The following is a 25,112-nucleotide window of genomic DNA, read 5'->3' on the forward strand; positions in this document are numbered from 1 at the left end:
TATGTCATTGAGTAATCCCTCCCTGACCCTCCCTTTAATAAAGGGAGGGAAAGCTGAAGTGAATTACGTGGGTCGGTTTGCGCCATCGCCAACCGGCCCTTTGCATTTTGGCTCCCTCATTACCGCAGTCGCCAGTTACTGCGATGCCAAAGCCAATCACGGCACATGGTTGGTTCGGGTGGAAGATACCGACATTCCCCGCATTTATCCCGGCAGTGAAGACCATATTCTGCGCTCCATGGACGCCTTCCAGCTTGAGCCTGATGCCGAAATCATTTTCCAGAAAGACCGTTTAGACATTTATGAAGATGTGATTCAGCAATTACATCAGCAAGGTCTGGTCTATGCCTGTCAATGTACCCGTAAAATGCTGGGCTCCAATCACATCTATCAGGATACCTGTCGTGGCTTGGGTCTGGCTTTTGAGCATCAGGCCATTCGCTTAAAAGTCGAGGATGTCGAAATCTGTTTTGAAGACCGGCTGCAGGGTCGGCACTGTTCAGAACTGAAGAAAGATCTGGGAGACTTTGTCTTAAAACGTCGTGACGGGATTATTAATTATCAGCTGGCCGTAGTGGTCGATGACTATCTGCAAGGTATGACCCATGTGGTTCGTGGAGCTGACCTGCTGGATAATACCGAACGGCAAATTTATTTAGGGCAGTTGCTCGGTTATCCGCGTCTGAATTATATGCATCTGCCACTGGCAATGAATGAGCAGGGCCAAAAGCTGTCGAAACAGAATCTGGCCCAAGCACTGGATTTAAGTCAGGCTCCACACTTATTAAAACAGGCGCTCAGCGCTTTGCATCAGGCTGAAGTTGATCTGGACACTCCCCAACACATGCTGCAACAGGCTGTAGCACAGTGGGATATCGAGCGGATTCCGCATACAACAGCGCTACAAGGTCACTATTTATAAAAACAGGTTTTCACTTAAGCTAAAAGCAATAACCAAGGCGAGAGAGGATGATAAAAATGTTTTTTATTTTTGGAATAGGGCCTAAAACCAAAACGATTGAGAAAAGCCAGTTTCTGTGTCCGGTCTGCCGTACCCGTTCAGGCTATGAGCTGAAACAGCAGCGTAATTATTTTTCTTTGTTTTTTATTCCCTTGATTCCACTTTCCAAGCCTAAAACTGCTTTTGTGGCCTGTTCCAATTGCGGAACTGTAATGCCGAGCACAGTACTGAACCATACTCAGCCTGAAGCGGGACGAAATTCCAATCTAGAAGCTTGATTCTTCCCGGCTTGGATTGACCTGCCGCGTGGTCGAGTCAATTTTCAGAATCAGGCTGATCATGACGGCACAAACAATCAGGGATGAACCGCCATAACTGATAAATGGCAGGGTCAAACCCTTGGTCGGCAACATACCCATATTCATGCCGGCATTCACCAGAATCTGTAACAGGAAAATGATACTGATGCCATAAGCCAGATAACCGGCACGCAGGTATTGATGCTGCAAGGCACGATGGCCAATGCGGATACAGCAGATCATCATGGTAAAGGACAGGATCAGGATGGTCGCAATGCCCAAAAAGCCAAATTCCTCACCTAAAATCGCCAGCATAAAGTCAGTATGCGCTTCGGGCAGATAAGACATTTTCTGGATACTGTGTCCCAGACCGACCCCTGCCCATTCGCCACGACCAAAGGCCATCAAGGCATTGGATAGCTGATAACCGGTGCCGAGTGGATCTTCCCAAGGATTCGAGAAAGACAGCAGACGTTGCAGACGATAGGGTTCCAATAGAATCGCTGCAGCAAATGCACCAACCAGGGTCATAAAGGCCACACCGAACTGAATCCAGGGTGCGCCTGCGAGGAAGAATACGCCCAGCATGGTCAGGGTAATTACCACAGTTGCACCCAGGTCAGGCTCGAGAATAATTAACCCGACTGTAACACCCATAATGGCACTTAAGCGTACCAGACCCTTGATATTATTCCGCACTTCTTCTGCACGGCGTACCACATAGTCTGCAGTAAAAATTGCCATCATCACTTTGGCAACTTCAGAAGCCTGCAAGGTGAAGCCAGCGACCCTGATCCAGCGTTTGGAACCATTGACTTCTGTCCCGACAACCAGCACCGCCACCAGCAGCACAATGGTAATAATCCACAAAAAGAAGGTATTGTTAAACCAGACTTTTAAAGGGATTTTATACGCCAGCAAAGCCGCCACGGCAGCGACAAAAATCGAAATTCCGTGCCGGCTAATATAATGAAACGGATTTTCATGCATACGTTCTGCATAGGGCATCGAAGCTGATGCCACCATGATCGAACCAATACAGAGCAAAGCCAATACACAGAAAATCAATACATTTCGTGGATTCAGCTCAGCAGGGAGTCGAGGTACCCACTGCGTATAAAATTGATTTAATTTATTGATCGTAGTCTGAGCAAACCCAGCCATATCACGAATCCTTGTTATTCTTAATTGAGTTCATTCACATACGCAACAAACTTGCGGCCACGCTCAGGATAACCCGAGAACATATCAAAACTTGCGCATGCAGGAGACAATAGCACGACATCATGTGCCTGGGTGTGCTTCTGGCAGATTTCTACCGCCTGCTGCAAGCTCTCTGCATGAACCAGTTCAGTGGTACCAGCAATTGCCGCTTCAATAATCGGACGATCTTCACCGATCAATACCGCAACTTTGGCATATTTACTTAATGAGTCACGCAAGGCTTTAAAGTCCTGTCCCTTGCCTTGCCCCCCAAGAATAATCGCAACTTTACCGCCTTGTGCTTCAATGGCCATTCCCAAACCATCCAGCGCTGCCAAGGTTGCCCCGATGTTAGTTCCTTTAGAATCATTATAATAACGTACGCCCTGCACTTCCTTGACGAATTCACAGCGATGTTCCAGACCTTTAAAAGTCTTTAAGGTATTCAGCATACTTTCCAGGGGCAGACCAATCGCCTCACCCAGTGCCAGACAGGCCAAGGCATTGGCAACATTATGCGTGCCCTGCATATACATTTCGGTACTTTTTAGCAGACGTTCGCGACCACGGGCCAGCCAGATACTGCCATCCGTATCCTTGAGAATACCGTACTGGTTCATATCCGGCGCATTCAGACCGAAACTTTGCATCGGTGTCACGTCTGGCACCAAAGGACGGGTCAGAGAGTCATCACGGTTATACACCACTTTTTTCACACCCTGAAAAATCCGGTGTTTGGCAGTGTGATAGCCCATCATATCGCCATGACGATCCAGATGATCTTCACTCATGTTCAACACCACCGCGACTTCAGCTGCCAGATTGGAGGTGGTTTCCAGCTGAAAACTGGACAGCTCTAGAATATACAGTTCAGGATCATCTTTGGTCAGATCCAGCGCAGGACGTCCCAGGTTGCCACCGACAGCGACTTTTTTTCCTGAATCCGCTGCCATCAAGCCAATCAAGGTGGTAACAGTGCTTTTGGCATTAGAACCGGTAATTGCGACGATTGGCTTATACGTAGCACGGCGTAAAATCTGGATTTCACTGACCACCGGAATGCCCTTTTTGATGGCTGCCTGAATTTCAGGAAGTTTAGGATCAAGTCCCGGGCTGATCACGATTTCTTCTGCAGACAGCAACAGCTCTGCATCAAACTCGCCAAAACTGGTCTGGACTTCGGCCGGAATCTGGTCATGTCCCGGCGGGGTGGCTCTAGAATCCGTTACTGCAACGCGGTAGCCCTGGTTATGTAAGAAATTGACTGCTGCAACACCTGATATTCCGAGTCCTGCAACGACTTTTAACCCACCACGTTGTATTAACATTTTCGCCCCATATTTTGGTCTATGTTGAAACTGACGAAATGGTAGCACTTTGCTGTTTTGAATGCCTTTTCTGATTGGCCTTTCTGTACATTTTTTTGTGTCCGTGCGTAAAAAAACCGTCATGATCATGACGGTTTTTAAAATTCCAGCAGAAAATGAAGTTATTTCCACTTGACTGCTTGCTGGGCCGACTTTTCCTCTGAACTTTTTTCTGAAACTGGACAGGCACAGTTACCGCCACAGCCGGCAGCCATACCAGGTTGCAGCCATTTGGCCAAACGCTGCCAGCCCTTGGCTGCGCAGGCATCAGACAGCTTCTGGAAGACTGAGTTAGATGTGTTCGGAAACACCTTTTTAAATACGACCAGCGTGCTCCAGAGCACCAGTGCGGTCACAATTAGAATTTCAATCATCTCAATCTCCCATGCATATGATCAGGAAAGCTCAACTGGCCGAGGCCAACCCGAGATTAGCCCAAATAATATGACGCAATTTGATAAGTCAGGAATGACATGAAATATGCCAGACCGAACAGGTAAATCGTCATGATACTGACGGTTTTCCAGGAACCGGTTTCACGTTTAACCGTTGCCAGAGTCGCCAGACAATGCGGTGCATAAATAAACCACACCAGTAAAGACAGACCTGTTGCAACCGACCAGCCCAGATCACCTCCGCCGCTGATCAGTGATGCCAGACCTTCAGACATCGCATCTTCATCGACTGCCGACATTGCATATACAGTGCCCAGTGCTGCCACCACAACTTCACGTGCTGCCATCGCTGGAATCAGGGCAATACAGATCTGCCAGTTGAAACCGAGTGGTGCAAAGATCGGCTGCAGAAGATGACCCAGCATGCCCGCCAGTGAATAATCAATGGCCGGCAAGGTTGCGCCTTCTGGTGGCTGCGGGAAGGTACACAGGAACCACAGCACAATCGACAAGGCGAAAATGATGCCACCCACCCGTTTCAGGAAGATTTTGCCGCGATCCAGCAAACCGATCCAGACGTTCTTCAGGTCCGGAAAACGGTAGCTCGGCAATTCCATTAACAACATGTGCTGTGATTTATCTTTGTGGAAGAATTTCAACACAAACGACACCAGCAAGGCACTGACGATACCCGCCATATACAGGCCAAATAACACCAGACCTTGCAGGTTCATAAAGCCCCAGACGGTTTGCTGGGGAATGAATGCTGCAATTAACAAGGCATATACCGGCAAGCGTGCGGAGCAGGTCATCAAGGGTGCCACAAAAATCGTGGTCAGACGATCTCGCGGATCACTGATGGTACGTGAGGCCATGATGCCCGGAATGGCGCAGGCAAAGCTGGACAATAACGGAATAAAGGCTCGACCAGACAGGCCGGCTTTAAACATCAGCTTGTCTAAGAGGAAAGCCGCACGCGGTAAATAACCCGATTCTTCCAAGACCAAAATAAAGAAAAATAGAATCAGAATCTGTGGCAGGAATACCACCACACCACCGGCACCGGCAATAATCCCGTCCACCACCAGACTGTTCAGTAAAGGATGCGAAATATATTCACCCAGGAATTCACCCAGCCAGCCGAAGAAGGTTTCGATGCCATCCATAAACGGCGCAGCCCAGGCAAATACGGCCTGGAAAATTACGAACATCATCACGGCCAGACTGATCAAACCCAGTACCGGATGCAGAAAAATCCTGTCGAGGAAATCGGTACGTTTATCTTCCTGATCGACGAAATTGACCACGTCATTCAGAATATTTTCCACGCGCTGATGACTGTCACCTTTCAAGCCGCTGAGTTCTGTGTGTGGTATCGCATACTTGCCTTGATCCAGGGCATTTTTCAGGTTTTCAATCCCGGAACTGCGCACGGCGACGGTTTCTACCACAGGTACACCCAGACGCTCAGACAGCTTCTGGGTATTGATCTGCATGCCACGGCGGCGTGCTTCATCCATCATGTTCAGTACGACCAGTACCGGACGACCCAATGCAATCATTTCCAGCACCAGACCTAAATGCAGTTTCAGGTTAGTGGCATCCACCACACACAGAAATGCATCTTGATCCTGTTCTTCTGCAATTTTACCTTGCACCACATTGCGGGTGATTTCTTCATCCGGACTGGTCGCGTCCAGACTATAAGTCCCGGGCAAGTCCAGTACCCGCACCGCTTGGCCTGAAGCAAGCTGGAAAGTACCGACTTTACGTTCAACCGTGACCCCCGCATAGTTACCGACTTTTTGGCGTGTTCCGGTTAAATGGTTGAATAATGAAGTTTTACCGCAGTTAGGGTTACCGACAAGGGCAATACGTAATGTATCACTCATGCCGACACCGGCTGTTCGATTTCAATTTTGGCTGCTTCTGATTTACGTAAAGCAAAACGTGTAAATCCAACTTGAATCAAAATGGGATCTCCACCAAAAATACCTTTAGTAATCACCTGCACCTTCGTACCGGGCACAAAGCCTAGAGTTTCCAGGCGACTCGCTACAACATCGTTGAGAGCACCTTCAGCATCAGCCGTTCGACTTACTTTTCGGATGATGGCTGTTTGTTTTGCTTTTAAATCAGACAAACGCACCGTGAAAATTCCTGAACTATTTTGTACAGTATACAAACAAATGAGAATAATTAACAAATAAGATTGATTACATGCTGAATTAGTTTTATATCACATCGACAGTCAGGTGAAATTAAACTACAGTGGAGAATACCTATTAAATTCATCGCTTTTTCAGATCAGACCCTTGCACTCTATGCTGAATAAAAAACCCCGTATTCCTGCCCCTGTCCAGATTCCTGATTCATTGAGTTATTTACAGGGTTTTCGTGATTATCTAATTGCGCAAACGGTCAGTCCACATACCCGCAATGCCTATCTGTCTGATCTGCTGCAATGTGCAGAATGCTTGAGCAAACCTCTGCCGGAATGGACCCATGATGATATTTCTGATGTACTGATTGCACTGACCAAACAGCAAAAAAGTCCCCGTTCGATTGCCCGCTGCCTCTCTGCGCTGCGTTCATTTTATAAATTTCTGCGTGAGCAGAAACTGCGTAGTGACAATCCGGTGGCCGCGCATAAAACCCCGAAACTGGGTCGGGCCTTACCCAAAGATTTATCCGAAGCCGATGTCGAGGCCTTGATTCATGCTCCTGATATCAACACTGCCCTAGGCCTGCGTGATCGTGCCATGTTTGAGGTGCTGTATGCCTGTGGTTTACGGGTCACGGAACTGATTAATTTACGTCTGGAACTGATTAATTTAAAACAGGGCTATTTACGGATTGTGGGTAAAGGCAATAAAGAACGTCTGGTACCAATGGGTCAAATGGCCTGTGAATGGGTGGAGAAATATTTAACCGAAGCCCGTCCACAATTATATAAAACGTCGACGGACTATCTGTTTCTAACCCAGCATGGCGGCATCATGAGCCGGCAGAATTTCTGGTATGCCATCAAGCGCTATGCCTTACAGGCCGGGATTCAATCCGAGCTTTCTCCGCACACCTTGCGCCATGCCTTTGCTACGCATCTCCTCAATCATGGGGCAGATTTACGCGTGGTACAGATGCTGCTTGGACATAGTGATCTTTCTACTACCCAGATTTACACCCATGTGGCGCAAGTACGGATGCAACAGCTGCATGCAACGCATCATCCACGGGCTTAAGCCCTGTTTAGATGGAATAAACTGAGAAGTTTGACGTGTTTGTATTTTTTTTTGTTATGCTAATGCTCTGTTTTTAGTCCAAGAAGAAAAGGGTTATTTATGACATTTGCCCGCTCAAAAATTTTTATGGCTTGCACACTTGCTGCTGGTTTGGGTCTTGCCGCATGTTCCAACTCCAATAACGAAGCGAAAAAGCAAGATACACTGACTGCAAGCGCACCGGCCACGGGCGAAGCGTCTACCCTGACCGAACGTAATGCACAACAGCGTTTGATCTCTACCCTGGAAAAGCATTTTAAAACTGCCGGTATCAATGCCAAGATTACCGATATTAAAACGACCGAAGTGCCAAACCTGTACTGGGTCAGCCTGGAAGGGATGTCTGCGGTCTATGTGACCAGTGATGGCAAATATCTGATTCAGGGTGACGTTATCCGTCTTGGAGACAAACAGCTGCATAATGTCAGTGAAAGTCTGCAGGCAGGTATTAACAATAAACTCTTTTCTGAACTCAAGCCAGCCGACCTGCTGATCTATCCGGCCAAAGGCAAAGCCAAGCATGTGGTCTATGTATTTACCGATGTCAGCTGTCCGTATTGCCATAAATTCCATGAACAAATGGATGATATGAATGCAAAAGGCATTGAAGTGCGTTATATCGCCTGGCCACGTGGTGAACAGCATATGCCGGCTATGGAAGCGATCTGGTGCAGCGCCGACCGTCGCAGTGCTTTTGATCAAGCGATTGCGGGTGCACAGATCAGTGCAGCCAAATGTAAAAATCCTGTTCAAGATCAATATCAGATGGGCCTGAATATGGGTGTGAATGGCACCCCGGCAATTTATAATTCAGAAGGGGTTTATCTGGGCGGTTATCTGTCTACCTCAGAATTATTGAATCAGCTTAAATAACTCATTTTAATAAGTTATTTAACTTTATTTTATAGATAAAGATATTCTGAAATGACCCTAGAGTCAGGCGGGTTTTTTAGCTATGATCTAGGTTCTTGTAAAAAACTGTTTATATTTGGAGTGTGACGTGAAACCAGTTCGTCTGGCAATCCTCGGTCTTGGTACTGTAGGTGGTGGTGCCTTGAAACTATTAAAAGAAAATGCTGCTGAGATTAAACGTCGCACCGGTCGTGAAATTCAAATTACCCATGTAGGCACCCGTCGTCCACGTCCTGATCTGGATCTCCCTGAATCAGTTAAGCAAAGCGCAGACCTGATGGATATCGTACGTCAACCTGATGTAGATGTCGTGGTAGAAGTCATGGGCGGGATTCATCCTGCTTTTGAAATTATTATGGAAGCCATGAAACATGGCAAACATATTGTCACTGCCAACAAAGCACTCCTGGCTGAACACGGCAATGAACTGTTTAAAGCAGCTGAAGACAATGCCGTGCAAATTGCCTATGAAGCGGCAGTGGCTGGCGGTATTCCGATTATTAAAGTGATTCGTGAAGGTCTGGCTGCCAACAAGATTGACTGGTTGGCTGGCATCATCAATGGTACGGGTAACTTCATTCTGAGTGAAATGCGTGAAAAAGGCCGTGCTTTTGAAGATGTACTGAAAGAAGCGCAAGAGCTCGGTTATGCCGAAGCCGATCCAACCTTTGATGTTGAAGGCATTGATGCTGCACACAAACTCACCATTCTGGCGTCATGTGCCTTTGGTATTCCACTACAGTTTGACAAAGTCTTTACTGAAGGAATTGGCAAAGTCACTGCACAAGATGTCAAATATGCAGAAGACTTGGGCTTCCGTATCAAACACTTGGGGATTGCACGCCGTACTGATGCCGGGGTAGAACTACGGGTACACCCGACCCTGATTCCAGATGACCAGCTGATTGCCAATGTTAACGGGGTGAAAAATGCCGTACTGGTACAAGCCAATGCGGTCGGTCCAACCCTGTACTACGGCGCTGGCGCAGGTGCAGGTCCAACAGCTTCTGCTGTGGTCGCGGATGTCGTGGATATTGTCCGTGATATTATTTACACCGAAGACGGTGCGGGAACCATTCCGCAACTGGCTTTTGAAGCCCTGACTGATTTACCGATCTTAAGTCGTGAACAAATGACGACCGGCTATTACATTCGTATTAATGCCGAAGATCAAATGGGCGTACTTGCCGACGTCACTACGATTTTAAGCCGTGCCGGGATCAGTATCGATGCCATCATGCAGCAACCTCGCTTAAAAGACCTTATTCCGATCGTGATTCTGACCGATCCTATCGTCGAATCAAAAATGGATGCAGCGCTTTCGCAAATTCAAGTATTGCCCTTCATTCATGGCGAAATTGTACGAATTCGTTTAGAATCGCTTGATAATTAATCGGGTTAAGGGGAGTATTTCCCCTTGCCAAGCTCTACACACAATTGGAACATCATCATGTCGAATGCCAATCGTTATACTGGTTTAGTTGACCGCTATCGCGACCGTTTACCAGTGTCTGCAACTACTCGTGCGATCTCTTTGGGTGAAGGTAATACTCCACTGATCAAGCTTGAGAATATTCCACGCATTATTGGTAAAGACGTTGAAATCTATGTGAAGTACGAAGGCTTAAACCCGACTGGTTCATTTAAAGACCGTGGTATGACCATGGCAGTAACCAAGGCGGTTGAAGATGGCTCTAAAGCCATTATCTGTGCCTCTACTGGTAATACCTCAGCTGCCGCTGCTGCTTATGCAGCACGTGCAGGCATCAAGGCGTTCGTTTTAATCCCGGAAGGCAAAATTGCCATGGGTAAAATGGCACAAGCCATGATGTATGGTGCCATTACCATGCAAATTCGTGGCAACTTTGATGACGGTATGCGTCTGGTAAAAGAAGTCGCCGATCAAGCGCCGGTAACGATTGTAAACTCAATCAACCCTTACCGTCTGCAAGGTCAAAAAACCATTGCTTACGAGATTGTTGAAGCTTTAGGTCGTGCTCCGGACTACCACTGCTTGCCAGTCGGTAACGCAGGTAACATCACTGCACACTGGATGGGCTATACCGAAGCTGTTGCGAATCAGTCGAAAGAAGAATTTGAGCAAGTGATTTACGATGCTGAAACAGATACTTTCACTGGTCCTAAACCGGCAGGTTTGCCAATCATGGCAGGGTACCAAGCGTCTGGTGCTGCACCATTCCTTCGTGGCGGTCCAGTCGAAAATCCGGAAACGATTGCAACTGCAATTCGTATCGGTAATCCGCAAAGCTTCAATCATGCTAAAGCTGTCGTTCGTGATTCAAACGGCTGGTTTGATGAACTGACTGATGCGGAGATTCTTGAAGCTCAACGTCTGCTTTCTATGTATGAAGGAGTGTTCGTAGAACCTGCATCTGCTGCGTCTGTCGGCGGTGCAATCCGTGATATTAAAGCGGGTAAAATTGCGGAAGGCTCAGTAATTGTATGTACCGTAACAGGTAATGGTCTGAAAGATCCAGATACAGCCATCAAGCAATGTGCTGATGCCGTGATGTTATCAATCGATGCAACCATGACTCAAGTGAAAGATTCGATTCTGTCTAATATGTAATACCAGTCAGAATAAAAAAACCCTGCATCAGCAGGGTTTTTTTATATAAGGGTAATTTAAATACGTTTTGGTTGCTGAGCCACCCAGGTCATTAAACGGGTTGCATCATTGGTTCGTGCCTGCGAACTGTTAGCCCCTAAGAGCACTACTGCCACCGGACGGTTATTTAAAGTAGTATGCATCACCACACAACGTCCTGCTTCATTAATAAAACCGGTTTTGGAAATATTGATATTCCAGCCACCATTACGCACCAGCGCATTGGTATTATTGGATTTCAGTACACGGTAACCTAAGTTAAAGTCATAGCTTGGGGTAGTCGAGAACTGGCGAATCAGACCATATTGAGAAGCAGTATTGACTAAAATCCCCAAGTCACGCGCGGATGCCACATTTCCAGGATGTAAGCCTGTTGATTCCATAAAGCGGGAAGAGTTCATGCCTAAGGCTTTGGCTTTGCTGTTCATCGCTGCAATAAATGCACTTCGACCACCCGGATAGGTTCGCGCCAAAGCTGCCGCTGCAGGGTTTTCAGACTTCATCAGGGCAAACAATAAAGCTTCAGCACGGTTCATGCTGTCCCCTGCTCTTAAAGTCGAGCTTGAGCTTTTGCAGCCTGCACAGGAAAAATCAGCCTGTTGCAGTGTGATTCTTTCTGACATGTTCAGACGTGCATCCGAAATCACGACTGCTGTCATCAGCTTGGTAATGGATGCAATTGGCAATGCGGTATTGGTATTTTTACTAAACAGCACTTCGCCAGTTTGCGCATCCATGACCAGTGCAGCCCGAGCATTAACAGAAGGCTGATTACTAAAATGATTCGTATCAATAATCTGCGGTGCAGTATAAGCAGGTTTAACTGCTGCTGGCGCTGCTGTGCCGGCCTGACGCAAAGTGGTCATCACTGTGGCTGAACCAGGTGGAGAAGGCTCATTGGCAGACGTATTAAAATCATCGCTCATTAACTGGTTAACTTCTTCAGAAGACCAGCTGATGCTGGATCCGCTCTCTGCTGTGCCAGAATTCATAATGATCTCAGCAAAACTTGTCGTGCTCATGCTGATTAACACGGACAGGCCGAGTAGATGCCTTAAAGACTTGTTTATTTTCTTCATTATTCCTTCACTCAACTAACAGAGGTAAGATTGATTTGCGTATTACCTCTAATATGCCTTACATTTAAACACAATGCTGAACATTTTTTGTTCTTGACACTGTGTGATAGGTTTCAGATTTAATCTTGCGAATAGGATTGCTAATTTTGTACTTTCATTGCAAGCTTATTTTGCTTTATGTAACAAAAAAATGATTTTTTAACAGAGGGAGAGTGTAGGTGATCACAGTTTTAGTTGTGGACGACCATGAATTAGTACGTACTGGAATTTGTAGAATGCTAGAAGACCATGCGGAGGTTCAGGTAATTGGCCAGGCTGAATCTGGTGAAGAAGCAATCTCTCTGGTTCGTCAACACCATCCGAATGTGGTGTTGCTAGATGTCAATATGCCGGGTATTGGCGGCGTAGAAACCACGCGCCGTCTACTTCAGAGTGCGCCGGAGACCAAGGTGCTGGCGGTCAGTGGTCTGGCAGAAGAACCTTATCCTTCCCTGTTATTGAAAGCTGGCGCCAAAGGTTATATCACCAAGGGTGCACCGATTTCGGAAATGGTTCGTGCCATTAATAAAGTCATGCAAGGCGGTAAATATTTCAGCGCCGACATTGCGGAACAGTTAGCGAGTTCTTACCTTTCTGATACACAACAGTCGCCTTTTGATGCACTTTCAGAACGTGAAATGCAAGTGGCGATGATGGTGGTGAACTGTATCAGCGCCCAGGAAATTGCTGACAAGCTCTTTGTCAGTGTTAAAACCGTCAATACCTATCGTTACCGTATTTTTGAAAAGCTGAATATCGATAGTGATGTCAAACTGACTCATCTGGCCATGCGCTATGGGCTGATTAAACCTTAGCCCTTGCTGAGTCGCAGTGCATATGGCACAAAAATCTAATTATTCTGAGCTAAATCAATACCACCTCGGTATATGGTATAGCGCTTATCGCCTGCTGATCAGTACCGGTCTGCTGCTGATCTTTCTGCTGACCTACCCCGAACTGACCAGCGATTATCAATATCCGCAGCTGTATTATTATGCGCTAGGAATCGGGGTTGCAATCAATGCTGTACAGCTGTTTGCACTGAAATGGATACGACGACTGATCCAGCCACAGCTGATTATGATTTTCTTTAGCGATGTCTGCATTTTAAGTTTGCTGACCCTGGCGAGTGATGGTCCTAATCTGCAGATCGGGCTGCTGTTTGTGATTACCATCTTTTCTGCATCTTTATTGTTAGATGCAAAAAAAGCCTTAGTCATCACACTCATTGCTGTGATCAGCGTTATTTATCAGCATTTTGTCGGCAGTATTTTTGCATTTTCTTCACTCAGTAATATCAGTAATAGCGCTCTGCTGGCTTTTTTGTTCTTTGTGGTTTATGGCACCGGACAAATTGCCGTGCGCCGTTTTCAGATTTTGGAAAACCTGAACTTCTCTCAGTCTCTAGAATTATATCGTTTACAGAATATTAACCGCTATATTCTGGAACAGATTGAAACCGGTTATCTGGTACTGGATGAAAATTATCATGTGGTACTCAGTAATCCTGCCGCCTGCAATCTTCTGGGAATTGCATCCAAGTATGGCCATGAGAAATTCACCTTATACCAGTCACAGCCGGATTTATTTGAACTGATCCACTTTGAAACACTGGAAAATGGCGAGCGCTTTCAGTTTGACTCCCAACAGAGTCGTTATAACATTCATGTGCAGGTACAAAAGCTGATTGTACCGCATCAAACTCTAACGCTACTGGTGTTACAGGATGCTAAAAAACTGAATCAGCAGGTGCAACAACTCAAACTTGCTGCTCTGGGCCAACTCTCGGCCAGTATTGCGCATGAAATCCGTAATCCTCTGGCAGCCATTGTGCAGGCCAATGACTTATATCTGGACTCTGACACTGAACAACAACAAGTACTCAACCAGATGATTGGTCGGCAGGCGACCCGGATTGACCGTATTATTCAGGACACGCTGAATATGGTCAAAAATAAAGAAACCTATCCGGTGCCGATTCATCTTAATGAATTTATCCCATTATTTATCCAGGAAGATCTGGCCGATATTAGCGATCAGATTCAATTTAATATTGATATCCCGCTGGTGATTCAGTTTGATGAAGCACAGTTTCGGCAGCTCCTGATTAATCTGATTCGAAATGCCATCCGTCATAATGCTGCTGATGCTGCCTATATCCAGCTAAATGTGCATCCCTATGAACATCGGGTCTGGATTGACGTACGCGATTTTGGCTCAGGTGTGGCTGTACATGACCAGGCCTTACTGTTTAAACCCTTTTTTAGCACTTCGATTAGCGGTACCGGATTAGGATTGTATTTATCACATAGTTTTTGTGAAGCAAATCAGGCACAATTAAACTATATACAACAAGAACAGGGCGCATGCTTTCGCATCAGCTGTCAACGTATCACGGTATAAAGGGGGTCAAGGAAGATGAGTGTGGAACAACAACCACTGGTGCTATTGGTGGATGATGAGGAAGATTTATGTACGCTCATGCAAATGTCATTGCTGCGCATGGGCATTCGCACCCACATTGCCCATCGGCTGGAAGACGCTAAAAAATGCCTTGCCAATCACCCATATGATGCCTGTCTAACTGACCTGAACCTTCCCGATGGCAATGGTCTGGAGTTACTGGACTGGATTGGTAATCTATATCCGGCACTTCCGGTCGCGGTTCTGACCGCCTATGGCAACATGGAAATTGCCATTGCTGCACTCAAAGCCGGTGCCTTTGATTTTGTCAGCAAACCGATCAACCAGAAACATCTAGAACAGCTGCTCCAAAAAGCCCTGAATAAACCGGTAGATTATTCGCATAATAATCCGAATGATGCACTCGAACATAAAATGCTGATTGGACAATCTATGCCGATTCAGCAATTACGTATTACCTTGCAAAAAATTGCCCGCTCACAAGCACCGGTTTTTATCACCGGTGAATCGGGAACCGGCAAGGAAGTGGTGGCCAATCTGGTACATCGCCTGAGTAACCGTAACGAAGGCCCTTTTATTGCAATCAACTGTGGCGCGATTCCGACTGAACTGATGGAAAGTGAGCTGTTTGGGCATAAAAAAGGCAGCTTTACCGGTGCCGCCCAAGACAAACAGGGGCTGATTCAATCTGCTCATGGAGGCAGCCTGTTTCTGGATGAAATTGCAGAATTACCCCTCGCCATGCAGGTCAAACTATTACGTGCCGTACAGGAAAAACGTATTCGTCCACTCGGTTCAGATACCGAAACTGATGTCGATTTCCGTGTAATCAGTGCCACCCATCAGGATCTGGAAGCCTTGGTGCAACAAGGTAAATTCCGTCAGGATTTATATTTCCGTATTCATGTGATGGATCTGACTTTACCGCCGCTACGTGAACGAGATCAGGATATTCTGTTACTGGCTGAACATTTTATTCAGAAAATCTGCCAGGAATGGGGTATTCCCAATAAAAAGCTGACCGAACGCAGCAAAGAGTTTTTGTTGGGACAATATTACCCAGGCAATGTGCGTGAATTGCGTAATATTATGGAACGCGCAATCACTTTAAGTGATGAAGAACGGATTGATATTCAGCATCTGCAAAGTGCCCCGCTACGCCAGGCCCTCAACAGCCCTCAGGATCTAAATACACTAACGAGCGAGATCATTGCGACCGAGACCCTGATTGCGCCTAAAAAGCTTCCAGAAGAAGGCTTGGAGCTTTATTTAGAAAAGGTCGAGAAAGAAATTTTACTCAGTGCACTGAACCTTACCCACTGGAACAGGACACTGGCCGCAAAAAAACTCGGTATGTCGTTCCGTTCCCTACGCTATCGTTTAAAAAAGTTTGGACTAGATACCGAAGAAGACGAATAATTATTTTTGCAGGAGCAGTAAGTCTGTAACATGTTCCAGATAGTTCTCCTCACGCATCTCCTGCTTAAACGGATAGTTAAAATGCGGCTGTACCCCCCGCCCTTCAATCATCTGGCCACTTGGGCTAAAGTATTGTGATACTGTCATCTGTAAAGCCGAACCATTGCTTAAAGGAAAGAGTTTCTGTACCACGCCTTTTCCATAGCTTTTTTCGCCTACTACCCAGGCACGGTTATGTTCTTTCAGGGCTGCGGTAAAAACTTCAGCTGCCGAAGCTGAACGGTTGTTAATCAAGATTCCAACTTTCAGATTCTGAAATTCAAAACTGGGCAAGGCCTGAAACTGCTGGTTGCCTTCAGACCGGCTTTTGGTCGACACAATCACGCCCTGATTCAAAAATAAATCGGCAGATTCCACTGCGGCAGACAGTAAGCCTCCAGGATTATTACGCAGGTCAAATAGTACTGCTTTTAAGCGTTTATCCGAGTAACTTTCAATCAGACGTTTGATTTCATTGGCGGTATCTTGCTGAAAAACCTTGACCTGCAACACCAGTACCTGATTACTGTGCAAGCTAGATTTAATTTCGGTATCCAGTTTGGTATTACGTACCAGACGAACGACGGGACTTTGCGGGGAAAGCTGGATCGTGAGAGTAGAGCCGACTGCTCCACTCAATAACTGCCGGACTTGCTCCTGGTTCAGACTGCTTAATACCTGATCATCAATTTTATAAACTGTGACGCCATTACGCAGCCCCTGTTTGGCTGAATCTGCATCGTCACTCAACCCTTGAATCAACCATTGTTTCATCCGCGAGTCAAATTTTAGATCGAAATCAATACTGGCTAGATCCCCTTCGGTATATTCACGCAGCTGCTTATAATCTTCAGGGGACAGATAACGGGAATAGTGGTCTAAGCCACTCACCAAACCCTGAATGGCCTGCTGGAATAGGACATCGTCATTTTTATCCTGAATATAATTATCTTTGACAATGCCGTAAATTTGTACAAATTCTTGAATGGATGCCACAGGAATTTCAGAATAGACCTGCCCATCCATTTCCATATCATCGAATGCCGGCTCATTTGAGCCCGCACCCCAGGCTGAGTGACTCAAACACATCAGTAAGCATGGTATTACAACAGACTTCCAATGTGTTCTTGCCATTCTTTGACCTTTTTAGAATTTTATTTAGAAGCTGATCGAAAATTATGCATCAAGCTGAATCAGGTTACGGCCTTGCATTTCAGCAGGTACCGGAACTTGCATCAGGCTTAATAAAGTCGGTGCGACATCAGCCAACACACCGCCTTCCACGATCGTGGCCTGAGTTGGACCGACATAAATAAATGGAACCAGTTCAGTGGTATGTTGAGTATGTACCTGACCACTATGATAATCCTGCATCTGCTCTACATTACCATGGTCGGCAGTCACAATCATATGACCTTTTTGCGCCATCACTGCATCGTAAACCCGGCCCAGACAGGTATCGACCGCTTCGACCGCTTTCACTGCTGCATCGAATACGCCAGTATGACCAACCATATCACCATTGGCAAAGTTTACGACCAGCAGGTCAAATTCACCTGAATTGATCGCAGCTACAAGCTCATCAGTCACTTCATAGGCACTCATTTCCGGTTTAAGGTCATAAGTTGCCACGTTTGGAGATGGAATCAGGATACGTTTCTCACCCGGATATTCATCTTCACGGCCGCCACTAAAGAAAAAAGTCACATGGGCATATTTTTCTGTTTCAGCAATACGTAACTGGGTTTTACCCAAGTTTGACAAGTATTCACCAATGGAGTTCACCAATGCTTCCGGCATGTATGCCACAGAAGCATCAATGGTCGCTTGATAACGCGTCAGCATGACAAACTTCGCCAAATTCGGCACGACTTTACGCTCGAAACCAGTAAAGTCTTTTTCTACAAATGCGCGAGTCAATTCACGGGCACGATCGGCACGGAAGTTCATGAATACGACGCTGTCACCATCCTGGATTTTTGCCAGCTCGCCAATACGGGTGGCTTTAACAAATTCATCAGACTCATCTGCAGCATAGGCTTGTTCCAGCCCTTCAACTGCAGTGGCAGCCGTACGAAACGCTTCCCCCTCAGTCAACAAGCGATACGCCTGTTCCACGCGATCCCAGCGGTTGTCACGATCCATGGCGAAATAACGGCCGATCATGGTCGCAATACGACCTTGACCTGGATATTGGGCGAATAGGGCATCGAGTTTTTCTAAAGAAGGTTGTGCGCTTTTAGGCGGCGTATCACGACCATCTAAAAATGCATGTAAATAGACTTGCGCACCACGTTTCAGGGCCAGTTCAGCCATGGCCACAATATGATCTTCATGCGAATGTACACCGCCTGCAGACAACAGGCCAAGTAAATGTACTGCACCACCTGAAGCCTTGGCTTTTTCTACGGCATCTACTAACACTTCATGTTCAAAGAAGTCACCGGTACGAATGTCTTTCGTAATCCGGGTAAAATCCTGATAGAGCACACGACCTGCACCGAGGTTCATATGTCCGACTTCTGAATTACCCATCTGGCCATCCGGCAAGCCGACATCTTCACCTGAACCGGAGATCAAACCATGCGGATGCTTGTCCTGCATTGCAGTTAAATTTGGTCGTTTAGCTGCTAAAAACGCATTGTCTTCGACCGCTTCGCGATGACCCACACCATCCATAATCACCAAAACGTGAGGGATTTTGCCAGCAGTTGCATCCGTCATAATGAAATACTCTGTTCGTCTACGAATTAATCGCTCTATTTTAGCGAAATTTACAAAAAGAGGCCATGACCCGGATATGGTTTAAGCCTCTCATCATGATTGATTTGTTCTATTTTCTGTGTCTTAGCGGGCTCGGTACAGCAAATAGCCACCAATACCGAACATGATCAGAATAGGTACAAACACGAACCATGCCGGAGATGGTGCATATACCAGACTGGCATAGCCGAGGAAATCCTGCAGGTAGAAAAAGCCCAGACCGGCAAACAAGGCAATTACCAGACGAAAACCCATGGATTGCTGACGCAGCGGCCCGAAGATAAATGAACAGGCAATCACCACCAGTGCAATCAGGGCAAATGGAGAGCCCAGTTTTTGCCAGAAGGCCAGCTGATAGGTTTTTGGCACCTGACTATATTCATGCATATAACTTGTAAAACTGACCAGCTGGCTCGGTGACAAATCCTCAGGATCAATCGTCACCATATGCACATATTTTGGCTGTAACGCCAGCGCTAAAGGCTGCTGTGGATGCTTGACCAGCGTGGCATTACCATTTTGGAGAATATCGAACTGCTCGGTGTTGTTCAGCATCCAGGAACCATCTTTGACGAATTCTCCCTGATCTGCATGCAAGGTGCCGCGTAAACGATAGCTATTATCAAAATCCAGCATCTGTACATTTTTCAGCTGACCTTTCGAATTGGCATAATCGATATAAATAAAGCGCTGGCCTTCTCTGGTCCAGTAACCGCGAACTTCGCCCAGCTGCGCCTTATTGCTGCTCTTTACGCTCTTGGCCTGTTCATTGGTATAGGGAATGACCCACTCACTCAGGGCGAATGACAACACTACCAGTAGCAGCGCCGAGCGAATCACCCAGCCGACAATCCGCCACAGACTGATCCCGACCGAACGCATCACAATCAGTTCACTATTTGAGGCCAAGGTCCCCAAACCTAAAACAGCACCGATCAGGGCCGAGATCGGCAGGATTTCATATAAATAATTCGGTGCGCCCCAAAGCACATATTTCAAGGCATCCCAGGCACCATAACCTTCTTTTAGCGAGCCAAGCTCACCCAGATATGTGAACAACACCTGTAAACCCGCCAATACCGCGGTTGCACCCAGCATGGCCAGCGCAGTAGTTTGGGTCACATGTTTTGCAACTATACGACGTGCCAACATTGTTAAGACCTCACTCGCTGAATCTGTTTCTTGATTTTCGGACCCAATTTCTGTTTACGTGAAAATAAGGCACCCGCAATTGCATAGGCAATCAGGATCAATGGATAGGCCCATATTCCCATTTCTTGTTTACTGATCCGGGTTTTAACGGCCATCAAGGCCACAATCAGACTGGCAAAAATCATGAGAGCAGGAAATAACTTGAGATAACGGCCCTGTCGTGGACTCACTTCAGACAATGCCACCGCCAGAATCAGGGCAATCAGAATGGCAAAAGGGACAAACACCCGCCAGCCCAATTCACTGGCCACCACAGGATCCTGACGGTTCTGCCACAATTGCGAAGTTGGCAAGGCTTCAACCTCAGTACTGGCAAATTGTGCTTCTGCATCATTTTCTAAGCGCAGACGATAGCTTTCAAATTCAGCTTGAGTATATTGCGGTGTGCCCGGATAGATCTCATAACGGCGACCCTGGACCAGATCAACCACATTGGCGGCATCATTCGGCACCTCGATTCGGGTGGCTTCCTGCGCCAGAATCATCACATCCGGCTTACCTTCTTTTTGCGCGCGCTGATAGAAGAAAATATCTTTTAAATTTTTACGGTCTTCAGACAGGTCACCGGCATAAATGGTATAGGGTCCGGAGGAGATAAATTCTTTGGGTCGCACCAGATCAAAACCGGTACGTACCGCCTGACTGGTGGTCAGGGCTTCAAACTGGCGAATACCCCAAGGCGCAGCCCAGAGCATGAGTCCGGCCTGGGCAATCAAAAACACCAAGGTCATTGGTACCAGGAGACGTGCCAATTGATGCCGGCTCACCCCACTGCCATTCAGCACGGCCATTTCATGATCGACATATAAACGGCCAAACACCAGCATCAGCCCAATAAAGAAACCGAGTGGAAGAATCAGGGTCAAGAATTCAGGCAAACGGTAGCCAATGATGCTAAATAAAATACCTGCATCCAGACGGCCTTGTGCCGCGACCCCAAAATACTTGATCAGCCGACCACCCATCATGATCAAGGTCAATAAGGCAATCACCACCAAGGATGTCGAGACAACTTGCTTGACCAGATAACGCCGAATAATCAAATTAATTCTTCCAAAATAAGGTCTATAAAACGAGTGCTAGTTTACCCGAATAGTAAAAATATAAAACCTAGGCCACCCTGCCCATTGAAAATCTATTCGGATAAATGTTTCAATGACTGAATGATTTACTCAATCTAGACAGGCGTGAAAACAGAATATGAAACTTACAATTAATACGTCATTCCCAGAGAATGGATCAAGTCAATCTTTGTTGATTTTAGTTGACTCAGAGCAACTTAAGAATACAACCGCAACCTATCAAATCAATAATTTAGATACATTAATTGAAGCATCTCAATTCAAGGCAACTTTGGCCGAAAGCCTGAGCCTGATTGGTCAGGTGAGCCAGTCTAGCCATGCAGCGCTGATTGGTTTAGGTAAGGTCGCTGAATTGCAACCGGCAAAAATTGCAAAAATTGCCCAAACTATTATTCAGGCCACTCAAAAAAAATTCAAACAGATTTCTGTAGATCTGACACAACTTCCACAAGAGTTCCACTACCTGTTTGCCCTCTTCCTGACTCAGGCCAGCTATGGTTATGATGAATATAAATCCAAGAAGAATGAATTTGTGCTCGAGCTGATCGACCTGATTGCCACACATAGCGTCTTAACCACCGAACAGTTGCAACTGGTACAAGCAGTGCAGAGCGGACAAAACCTGGCACGTGATCTGGGCAACCGTCCGGGCAATATCTGTTTTCCTGAATATCTTGCAGAACAGGCTGTGGCATTGGCTGCCGAATATCCAGACCTGCTTAAAGTCACTGTACTCGATGAACAGCAGATGGCTGATTTAGGTATGGGTGCCTTCCTTGCAGTCAGCCAAGGTTCGGACCGTCCAGGTCGTATCATTAGCATAGAATATCAGTCAGAGCGCAGTGAAGCGCCTGTGGTACTGGTGGGCAAAGGTATTACCTTTGATAGCGGTGGTATTTCACTGAAACCTGGCGCGGGCATGGATGAAATGAAATACGACATGTGCGGCGCAGCCTCTGTACTGGGTACCATGCGTGCACTTTGTGAAGCACGTTTACCCCTGCATGTCGTGGGAACTATTGCCGCAGCAGAAAACATGCCTTCAGGCAAAGCCACTCGTCCTGGTGATATTGTTACGACCATGAGTGGCCAGACGGTTGAAATCCTGAATACCGATGCCGAAGGCCGTCTGGTGTTATGTGATACCCTCACCTATGTGAAACGTTTCAACCCTGCTTTGGTAATTGATATTGCAACCTTGACCGGTGCCTGTGTAGTGGCGTTGGGTTCAGTGCTTACAGGTCTGTTCACACCAGATGATAAACTGGCAGCAGAACTGGAAACTGCCGGCCAGCATTCATTTGACCGGGTATGGCGTATGCCGGTACTGGAAGACTATCAGGAACAGCTCGATTCACCATTTGCAGATATTGGCAATATTGGGGGTCCAAAAGCCGGTTCTGTGACTGCTGCCTGCTTCTTGCAACGTTTTACCCGCGAATATCGCTGGGCACATCTGGATGTTGCTGGTACGGCATGGAACTCAGGTACCAATAAAGGTGCAACTGGCCGTCCAGTTCCATTATTGATGCAATTCCTGGCCAATCGCGTTCAGACCAATGGCTAAGGTCAGCTTTTATTTATTTGAAAAAAGCCCTGAACGACAAGTGGATAGCACTTGTCGTTTATGCCGCAAGATTCTGCGCCAGCCGGCGCGGATCTGGTTACTTTGTGCAGATCCAGAGTTGCAGCAACAGCTGGATGAGCGCCTGTGGAGCTTTGATCCCAGTAGTTTTATTCCGCATGGAATTGACCAGCCTGAGGCCACGGTGTGTATTTCAGCGACGCTGCCTGAACAGTCCGACTGGATTATTTTCAATTTTAATCCGGAAGCACTTGAACCTTATGCAAAATTTAGTCACATTATTGAGATCATTGAAAATCATGAAACGGCTAAACAGCAGGGTCGTGAAAAATTCAAACAATATCGTCGTTTAGGCATTGAGCCAAACACCCATAAGCTTTAACCGATATCATCTATAAGGAGAGGCACGTGGCATTAAATGTAGGTCCCGATTTTAAACAGCGCTGGTTAAATGTGCCGGAAGCTGTACGTCAGACCTTTATCGATGACCTCTCTCGTATCTGCGATATTTTAAAACCAGAAACGTCTTTGGAAGAATGGCAGATTCGTGACCAGCGCTTGCAGCAGGAATCTGAACGCAGGATTGAAGCAGCCTATGCGCAGCGCAAGGCCGAATTGATTGAAGAAGCCCGTATTCGCAGACAGCTTGCATTGGAAAAAGCTCTGGCCGAAAAACGTGCCGAAGAACAGGCCTATATTGAACAGCTACGTCAAGATGAACAGCAGAAGCTTGCCGAACAAAACCTAGCACTTGCTGAAATGAATATTCATCTAGAAACCGAAGTGCAGCACTATGTTGCCCGTTATCAGAAAAACCCTGAGCATACTTTTGATTTTGCCAAAGGCCGTCTCCAGATTGAGGACAGCACCATTTTATCCGAATTAGAAAATGTACGTTTACGTCTGGAACTTGAAGCAGAGACAGTGATTGAACAGACCGTCAATGCGCTCAGAGAGAAAATGCGTGCTGCAGCCAAAGAAGAGATTGAATATATGCTTAAAAATTCTGAATTTTCTAATCAGCCAAACCAGGTTTAAAGCATTTATTGCAAATTTAAAAAGTCCGCATTGCCGGGCTTTTTTTAGTTCTATCCTAGAAAAAATCAGCCAGCATAAAGGCGGCATTCCCGAGCAGATAGCCAGTACCTAATAAAGTACTAATCCAGAGGATCCCACCGGCAATATTATAAAAGCTAAATGTAGCAAAACTCATATGTCCTGAACCAGCCGCAAAAGGGCCAAATGAACGAACAAAAGGGATGAAGCGTGCAATCAGAATGGTTTTACCGCCATGTTTAATAAAATACTGGTTGGTTTTCACCATATATTCCGGCTTGAAATAGCGAGAATGTTGATTAAAAAATTTTAAGCCCAGCACTTTTCCGGTGTAATAATTGACGGTATAGCCGAGTACCGATGCAGTAAATAACAGTAATCCCATCGAATGCAGAGTTACCATATCACTGTTGGCACACAACGCTCCTACAGCCAGCAACAAACTGTCACCGGGCAGGAAAAAGCAAAAAACTGAGCCAGTTTCTGCAAAAATCACCAGAAACAGGATTGCATAGATCCATACCCCATATTGATCGAGCAATAGCGGTAGTGACTGTTCCAAGTTGAGTAAAAAATCGAGCATTCGACCCGTCCACCAAGGCAATATTTGCAAGTTGAATTGCTGATTATCCCGAAAAATAAAAAAACAGTCTAATTTTTCAATCAGACTGTTTAATATTTAAACATTTTTCTTATTTTAAGAAACCATTTTCAGCCAGAAAATCCATGCTGATTTTCGATTGTTCAGTGGTATCAGCTGCTTTATCACCGAGCAGTAACCGCTCGATATAACGTGCCAGTACATCCACTTCCAGATTGACCTTGCTGCCGACTTTCCAGGTTCCGATATTGGTCCGTTCAGCCGTATGCGGAATCAAGTTCAGACTAATCACACTGCCACGCAAATGATTAATGGTCAGGCTAATGCCATCGACTGTGACCGAGCCTTTCTCTGCCAGATATTTGGCAATTTCAGCCGGTGCGGTGACTTCATAATAAATCGAGCGCGCATCTGCACGAACCAGCGTGATCTCGCCGACTGCATCGACATGCCCTGAAACAATATGACCGCCAAAACGCGTGGTCGGCAACATGGCTTTTTCAACATTGACAGGTTGACCCGCTTTCCAGGTACCGAGCGTGGTCCGGTTCAGACTTTCACGGGAAACATCAGCTGCATACCAGTTCTCGCCCCAGTCGATGACGGTCAGGCAGATGCCATTCGTGGCAATAGAATCACCCAGATGCACATCGGACATGTCCAGGTCGGTCTGGATGCGTAAACGCACATCACCGCCAACGCTTTGCAGACTTTCAACTTTGCCGAGGCTTTCGATAATACCTGTAAACATTTTTATTTCCTTTTC

The 25,112-nt window shown here is 46.4% G+C and carries 24 protein-coding genes; 12 read left to right on the forward strand and 12 right to left on the reverse strand.

Annotated elements, in window-relative coordinates; translation table 11 throughout:
- Nucleotide 1: 1 nt before the first annotated feature.
- Together gluQRS and KUG37_RS00560 are read left to right on the forward strand one after the other, a co-directional pair.
- A complete protein-coding gene (gluQRS, locus tag KUG37_RS00555) occupies nt 2-922 on the forward strand; it encodes a tRNA glutamyl-Q(34) synthetase GluQRS (RefSeq protein WP_254202546.1) in 921 nt (306 codons plus the stop codon).
- A gap of 56 nt (nt 923-978) precedes the next feature.
- The gene (locus KUG37_RS00560; RefSeq protein ID WP_216940071.1) at nt 979-1,239 is read left to right on the forward strand and encodes a zinc ribbon domain-containing protein; all 261 of its coding nucleotides are present in this window, start codon (nt 979-981) and stop codon (nt 1,237-1,239) included.
- Here KUG37_RS00560 and ftsW read toward each other — a convergent pair.
- The 5 genes from ftsW to KUG37_RS00585 form a co-directional block, all read right to left on the reverse strand.
- Complete coding sequence (gene ftsW, locus KUG37_RS00565) at nt 1,228-2,424, reverse strand: putative lipid II flippase FtsW (RefSeq protein ID WP_216936757.1); 1,197 nt, start codon at nt 2,422-2,424, stop codon at nt 1,228-1,230. The two genes, KUG37_RS00560 and ftsW, sit on opposite strands and share 12 nt — an antisense overlap.
- Nucleotides 2,425-2,444: 20 nt before the next feature.
- Complete coding sequence (gene murD / locus KUG37_RS00570; protein WP_216940073.1) at nt 2,445-3,791, reverse strand: UDP-N-acetylmuramoyl-L-alanine--D-glutamate ligase; 1,347 nt, start codon at nt 3,789-3,791, stop codon at nt 2,445-2,447.
- 161 nt (nt 3,792-3,952) lie between these two features.
- A complete protein-coding gene (locus KUG37_RS00575; RefSeq protein WP_216936755.1) occupies nt 3,953-4,204 on the reverse strand; it encodes a DUF6587 family protein in 252 nt (83 codons plus the stop codon).
- A gap of 56 nt (nt 4,205-4,260) precedes the next feature.
- Nucleotides 4,261-6,117, reverse strand: coding sequence for a ferrous iron transporter B (locus tag KUG37_RS00580; RefSeq protein WP_216936754.1), 1,857 nt, complete (start codon nt 6,115-6,117; stop codon nt 4,261-4,263).
- Nucleotides 6,114-6,374 carry a FeoA family protein gene (locus KUG37_RS00585; protein ID WP_216936753.1) on the reverse strand — a complete coding sequence of 87 codons (261 nt, stop codon included), beginning with the start codon at nt 6,372-6,374 and terminating at the stop codon, nt 6,114-6,116. The genes KUG37_RS00580 and KUG37_RS00585 overlap by 4 nt, the downstream gene beginning before the upstream one ends.
- Nucleotides 6,375-6,549: 175 nt before the next feature.
- On the opposite strand from KUG37_RS00585, the gene xerD reads away from it, so the two are divergent.
- From xerD to thrC, 4 genes are all read left to right on the forward strand, one after another.
- Nucleotides 6,550-7,467, forward strand: coding sequence for a site-specific tyrosine recombinase XerD (gene xerD / locus KUG37_RS00590; protein ID WP_216936752.1), 918 nt, complete (start codon nt 6,550-6,552; stop codon nt 7,465-7,467).
- Nucleotides 7,468-7,566: 99 nt separating this feature from the next.
- Nucleotides 7,567-8,379 carry a DsbC family protein gene (locus tag KUG37_RS00595; protein WP_216936751.1) on the forward strand — a complete coding sequence of 271 codons (813 nt, stop codon included), beginning with the start codon at nt 7,567-7,569 and terminating at the stop codon, nt 8,377-8,379.
- A 127-nt stretch (nt 8,380-8,506) separates the two neighbouring features.
- Nucleotides 8,507-9,811, forward strand: a complete 1,305-nt coding sequence (locus KUG37_RS00600; RefSeq protein WP_216936750.1) for a homoserine dehydrogenase — start codon at nt 8,507-8,509, stop codon at nt 9,809-9,811.
- Between the two features lie 57 nt (nt 9,812-9,868).
- The gene (gene thrC, locus KUG37_RS00605; RefSeq protein ID WP_216940075.1) at nt 9,869-11,008 is read left to right on the forward strand and encodes a threonine synthase; all 1,140 of its coding nucleotides are present in this window, start codon (nt 9,869-9,871) and stop codon (nt 11,006-11,008) included.
- A 56-nt stretch (nt 11,009-11,064) separates the two neighbouring features.
- Here the strand turns inward: thrC and KUG37_RS00610 are convergent, their stop codons facing one another.
- On the reverse strand, nt 11,065-12,126 hold the full coding sequence (locus tag KUG37_RS00610; RefSeq protein WP_216940078.1) for a serine hydrolase: 1,062 nt from the start codon (nt 12,124-12,126) through the stop codon (nt 11,065-11,067).
- 218 nt (nt 12,127-12,344) lie between these two features.
- Here KUG37_RS00610 and KUG37_RS00615 point away from each other — a divergent pair, with 218 nt between their 5' ends.
- The 3 genes from KUG37_RS00615 to KUG37_RS00625 are packed head-to-tail and all read left to right on the forward strand — an operon-like array spanning nt 12,345 to nt 16,008.
- On the forward strand, nt 12,345-12,980 hold the full coding sequence (locus KUG37_RS00615; RefSeq protein ID WP_005108454.1) for a response regulator: 636 nt from the start codon (nt 12,345-12,347) through the stop codon (nt 12,978-12,980).
- 22 nt (nt 12,981-13,002) lie between these two features.
- Nucleotides 13,003-14,568 carry a PAS domain-containing sensor histidine kinase gene (locus KUG37_RS00620; protein WP_216936070.1) on the forward strand — a complete coding sequence of 522 codons (1,566 nt, stop codon included), beginning with the start codon at nt 13,003-13,005 and terminating at the stop codon, nt 14,566-14,568.
- 15 nt (nt 14,569-14,583) lie between these two features.
- The gene (locus KUG37_RS00625) at nt 14,584-16,008 is read left to right on the forward strand and encodes a sigma-54 dependent transcriptional regulator (RefSeq protein WP_216936073.1); all 1,425 of its coding nucleotides are present in this window, start codon (nt 14,584-14,586) and stop codon (nt 16,006-16,008) included.
- Here the strand turns inward: KUG37_RS00625 and KUG37_RS00630 are convergent, their stop codons facing one another.
- The 4 genes from KUG37_RS00630 to lptF all read right to left on the reverse strand — a co-directional run bounded on the left by KUG37_RS00630 (nt 16,009) and on the right by lptF (nt 21,065).
- Nucleotides 16,009-17,181 carry a S41 family peptidase gene (locus KUG37_RS00630; protein WP_216936075.1) on the reverse strand — a complete coding sequence of 391 codons (1,173 nt, stop codon included), beginning with the start codon at nt 17,179-17,181 and terminating at the stop codon, nt 16,009-16,011. It abuts the gene before it with no gap.
- 42 nt (nt 17,182-17,223) lie between these two features.
- Nucleotides 17,224-18,771 (reverse strand): 2,3-bisphosphoglycerate-independent phosphoglycerate mutase, encoded by a 1,548-nt coding sequence (gpmI, locus tag KUG37_RS00635; protein ID WP_216936077.1) that lies wholly within the window; start codon nt 18,769-18,771, stop codon nt 17,224-17,226.
- Nucleotides 18,772-18,894: 123 nt separating this feature from the next.
- Entirely contained in the window at nt 18,895-19,962 is a 1,068-nt protein-coding gene (gene lptG / locus KUG37_RS00640) for an LPS export ABC transporter permease LptG (protein ID WP_216936079.1), read from the reverse strand.
- A gap of 2 nt (nt 19,963-19,964) precedes the next feature.
- On the reverse strand, nt 19,965-21,065 hold the full coding sequence (lptF, locus tag KUG37_RS00645; protein ID WP_216936082.1) for an LPS export ABC transporter permease LptF: 1,101 nt from the start codon (nt 21,063-21,065) through the stop codon (nt 19,965-19,967).
- A 157-nt stretch (nt 21,066-21,222) separates the two neighbouring features.
- On the opposite strand from lptF, the gene KUG37_RS00650 reads away from it, so the two are divergent.
- Genes KUG37_RS00650 through KUG37_RS00660 form a run of 3 tightly spaced genes read left to right on the forward strand, consistent with a single transcriptional unit; the run spans nt 21,223 to nt 23,727 of the window.
- Nucleotides 21,223-22,671 carry a leucyl aminopeptidase gene (locus tag KUG37_RS00650; protein WP_216940081.1) on the forward strand — a complete coding sequence of 483 codons (1,449 nt, stop codon included), beginning with the start codon at nt 21,223-21,225 and terminating at the stop codon, nt 22,669-22,671.
- Entirely contained in the window at nt 22,664-23,071 is a 408-nt protein-coding gene (locus tag KUG37_RS00655; protein WP_216936086.1) for a DNA polymerase III subunit chi, read from the forward strand. Before KUG37_RS00650 ends, KUG37_RS00655 begins: the two co-directional genes overlap by 8 nt.
- Nucleotides 23,072-23,097: 26 nt before the next feature.
- A complete protein-coding gene (locus KUG37_RS00660; RefSeq protein ID WP_216936088.1) occupies nt 23,098-23,727 on the forward strand; it encodes a hypothetical protein in 630 nt (209 codons plus the stop codon).
- Nucleotides 23,728-23,782: 55 nt separating this feature from the next.
- On the opposite strand, the gene KUG37_RS00665 is transcribed toward KUG37_RS00660, so the two are convergent.
- Both KUG37_RS00665 and KUG37_RS00670 read right to left on the reverse strand, forming a co-directional pair.
- Nucleotides 23,783-24,328: a VTT domain-containing protein gene (locus KUG37_RS00665; protein WP_216936089.1), complete on the reverse strand. Its 546-nt coding sequence runs from the start codon at nt 24,326-24,328 to the stop codon at nt 23,783-23,785.
- Between the two features lie 109 nt (nt 24,329-24,437).
- Entirely contained in the window at nt 24,438-25,097 is a 660-nt protein-coding gene (locus KUG37_RS00670; protein ID WP_216936092.1) for a riboflavin synthase, read from the reverse strand.
- Between the last annotated feature and the right edge of the window lie 15 nt (nt 25,098-25,112).

The sequence above is a fragment of the Acinetobacter sp. BY419 genome (assembly GCF_019038395.1).
GTDB lineage: Bacteria > Pseudomonadota > Gammaproteobacteria > Pseudomonadales > Moraxellaceae > Acinetobacter.

Bases quoted from the DNA above. Each gene is read 5' to 3' on its own strand.
- xerD (WP_216936752.1), top strand. From the start codon at position 6,550: ATGCTGAATAAAAAACCCCGTATTCCTGCCCCTGTCCAGATTCCTGAT.
- KUG37_RS00580 (WP_216936754.1), bottom strand. From the start codon at position 6,117: ATGAGTGATACATTACGTATTGCCCTTGTCGGTAACCCTAACTGCGGT.
- KUG37_RS00650 (WP_216940081.1), top strand. From the start codon at position 21,223: ATGAAACTTACAATTAATACGTCATTCCCAGAGAATGGATCAAGTCAA.
- KUG37_RS00655 (WP_216936086.1), top strand. From the start codon at position 22,664: ATGGCTAAGGTCAGCTTTTATTTATTTGAAAAAAGCCCTGAACGACAA.
- KUG37_RS00620 (WP_216936070.1), top strand. From the start codon at position 13,003: ATGGCACAAAAATCTAATTATTCTGAGCTAAATCAATACCACCTCGGT.
- gpmI (WP_216936077.1), bottom strand. From the start codon at position 18,771: ATGACGGATGCAACTGCTGGCAAAATCCCTCACGTTTTGGTGATTATG.
- KUG37_RS00665 (WP_216936089.1), bottom strand. From the start codon at position 24,328: ATGCTCGATTTTTTACTCAACTTGGAACAGTCACTACCGCTATTGCTC.
- KUG37_RS00610 (WP_216940078.1), bottom strand. From the start codon at position 12,126: ATGAAGAAAATAAACAAGTCTTTAAGGCATCTACTCGGCCTGTCCGTG.
- murD (WP_216940073.1), bottom strand. From the start codon at position 3,791: ATGTTAATACAACGTGGTGGGTTAAAAGTCGTTGCAGGACTCGGAATA.
- KUG37_RS00575 (WP_216936755.1), bottom strand. From the start codon at position 4,204: ATGATTGAAATTCTAATTGTGACCGCACTGGTGCTCTGGAGCACGCTG.
- KUG37_RS00625 (WP_216936073.1), top strand. From the start codon at position 14,584: ATGAGTGTGGAACAACAACCACTGGTGCTATTGGTGGATGATGAGGAA.
- lptG (WP_216936079.1), bottom strand. From the start codon at position 19,962: ATGTTGGCACGTCGTATAGTTGCAAAACATGTGACCCAAACTACTGCG.
- KUG37_RS00670 (WP_216936092.1), bottom strand. From the start codon at position 25,097: ATGTTTACAGGTATTATCGAAAGCCTCGGCAAAGTTGAAAGTCTGCAA.
- gluQRS (WP_254202546.1), top strand. From the start codon at position 2: ATGTCATTGAGTAATCCCTCCCTGACCCTCCCTTTAATAAAGGGAGGG.
- ftsW (WP_216936757.1), bottom strand. From the start codon at position 2,424: ATGGCTGGGTTTGCTCAGACTACGATCAATAAATTAAATCAATTTTAT.
- thrC (WP_216940075.1), top strand. From the start codon at position 9,869: ATGTCGAATGCCAATCGTTATACTGGTTTAGTTGACCGCTATCGCGAC.
- KUG37_RS00560 (WP_216940071.1), top strand. From the start codon at position 979: ATGTTTTTTATTTTTGGAATAGGGCCTAAAACCAAAACGATTGAGAAA.
- KUG37_RS00630 (WP_216936075.1), bottom strand. From the start codon at position 17,181: ATGGCAAGAACACATTGGAAGTCTGTTGTAATACCATGCTTACTGATG.
- KUG37_RS00595 (WP_216936751.1), top strand. From the start codon at position 7,567: ATGACATTTGCCCGCTCAAAAATTTTTATGGCTTGCACACTTGCTGCT.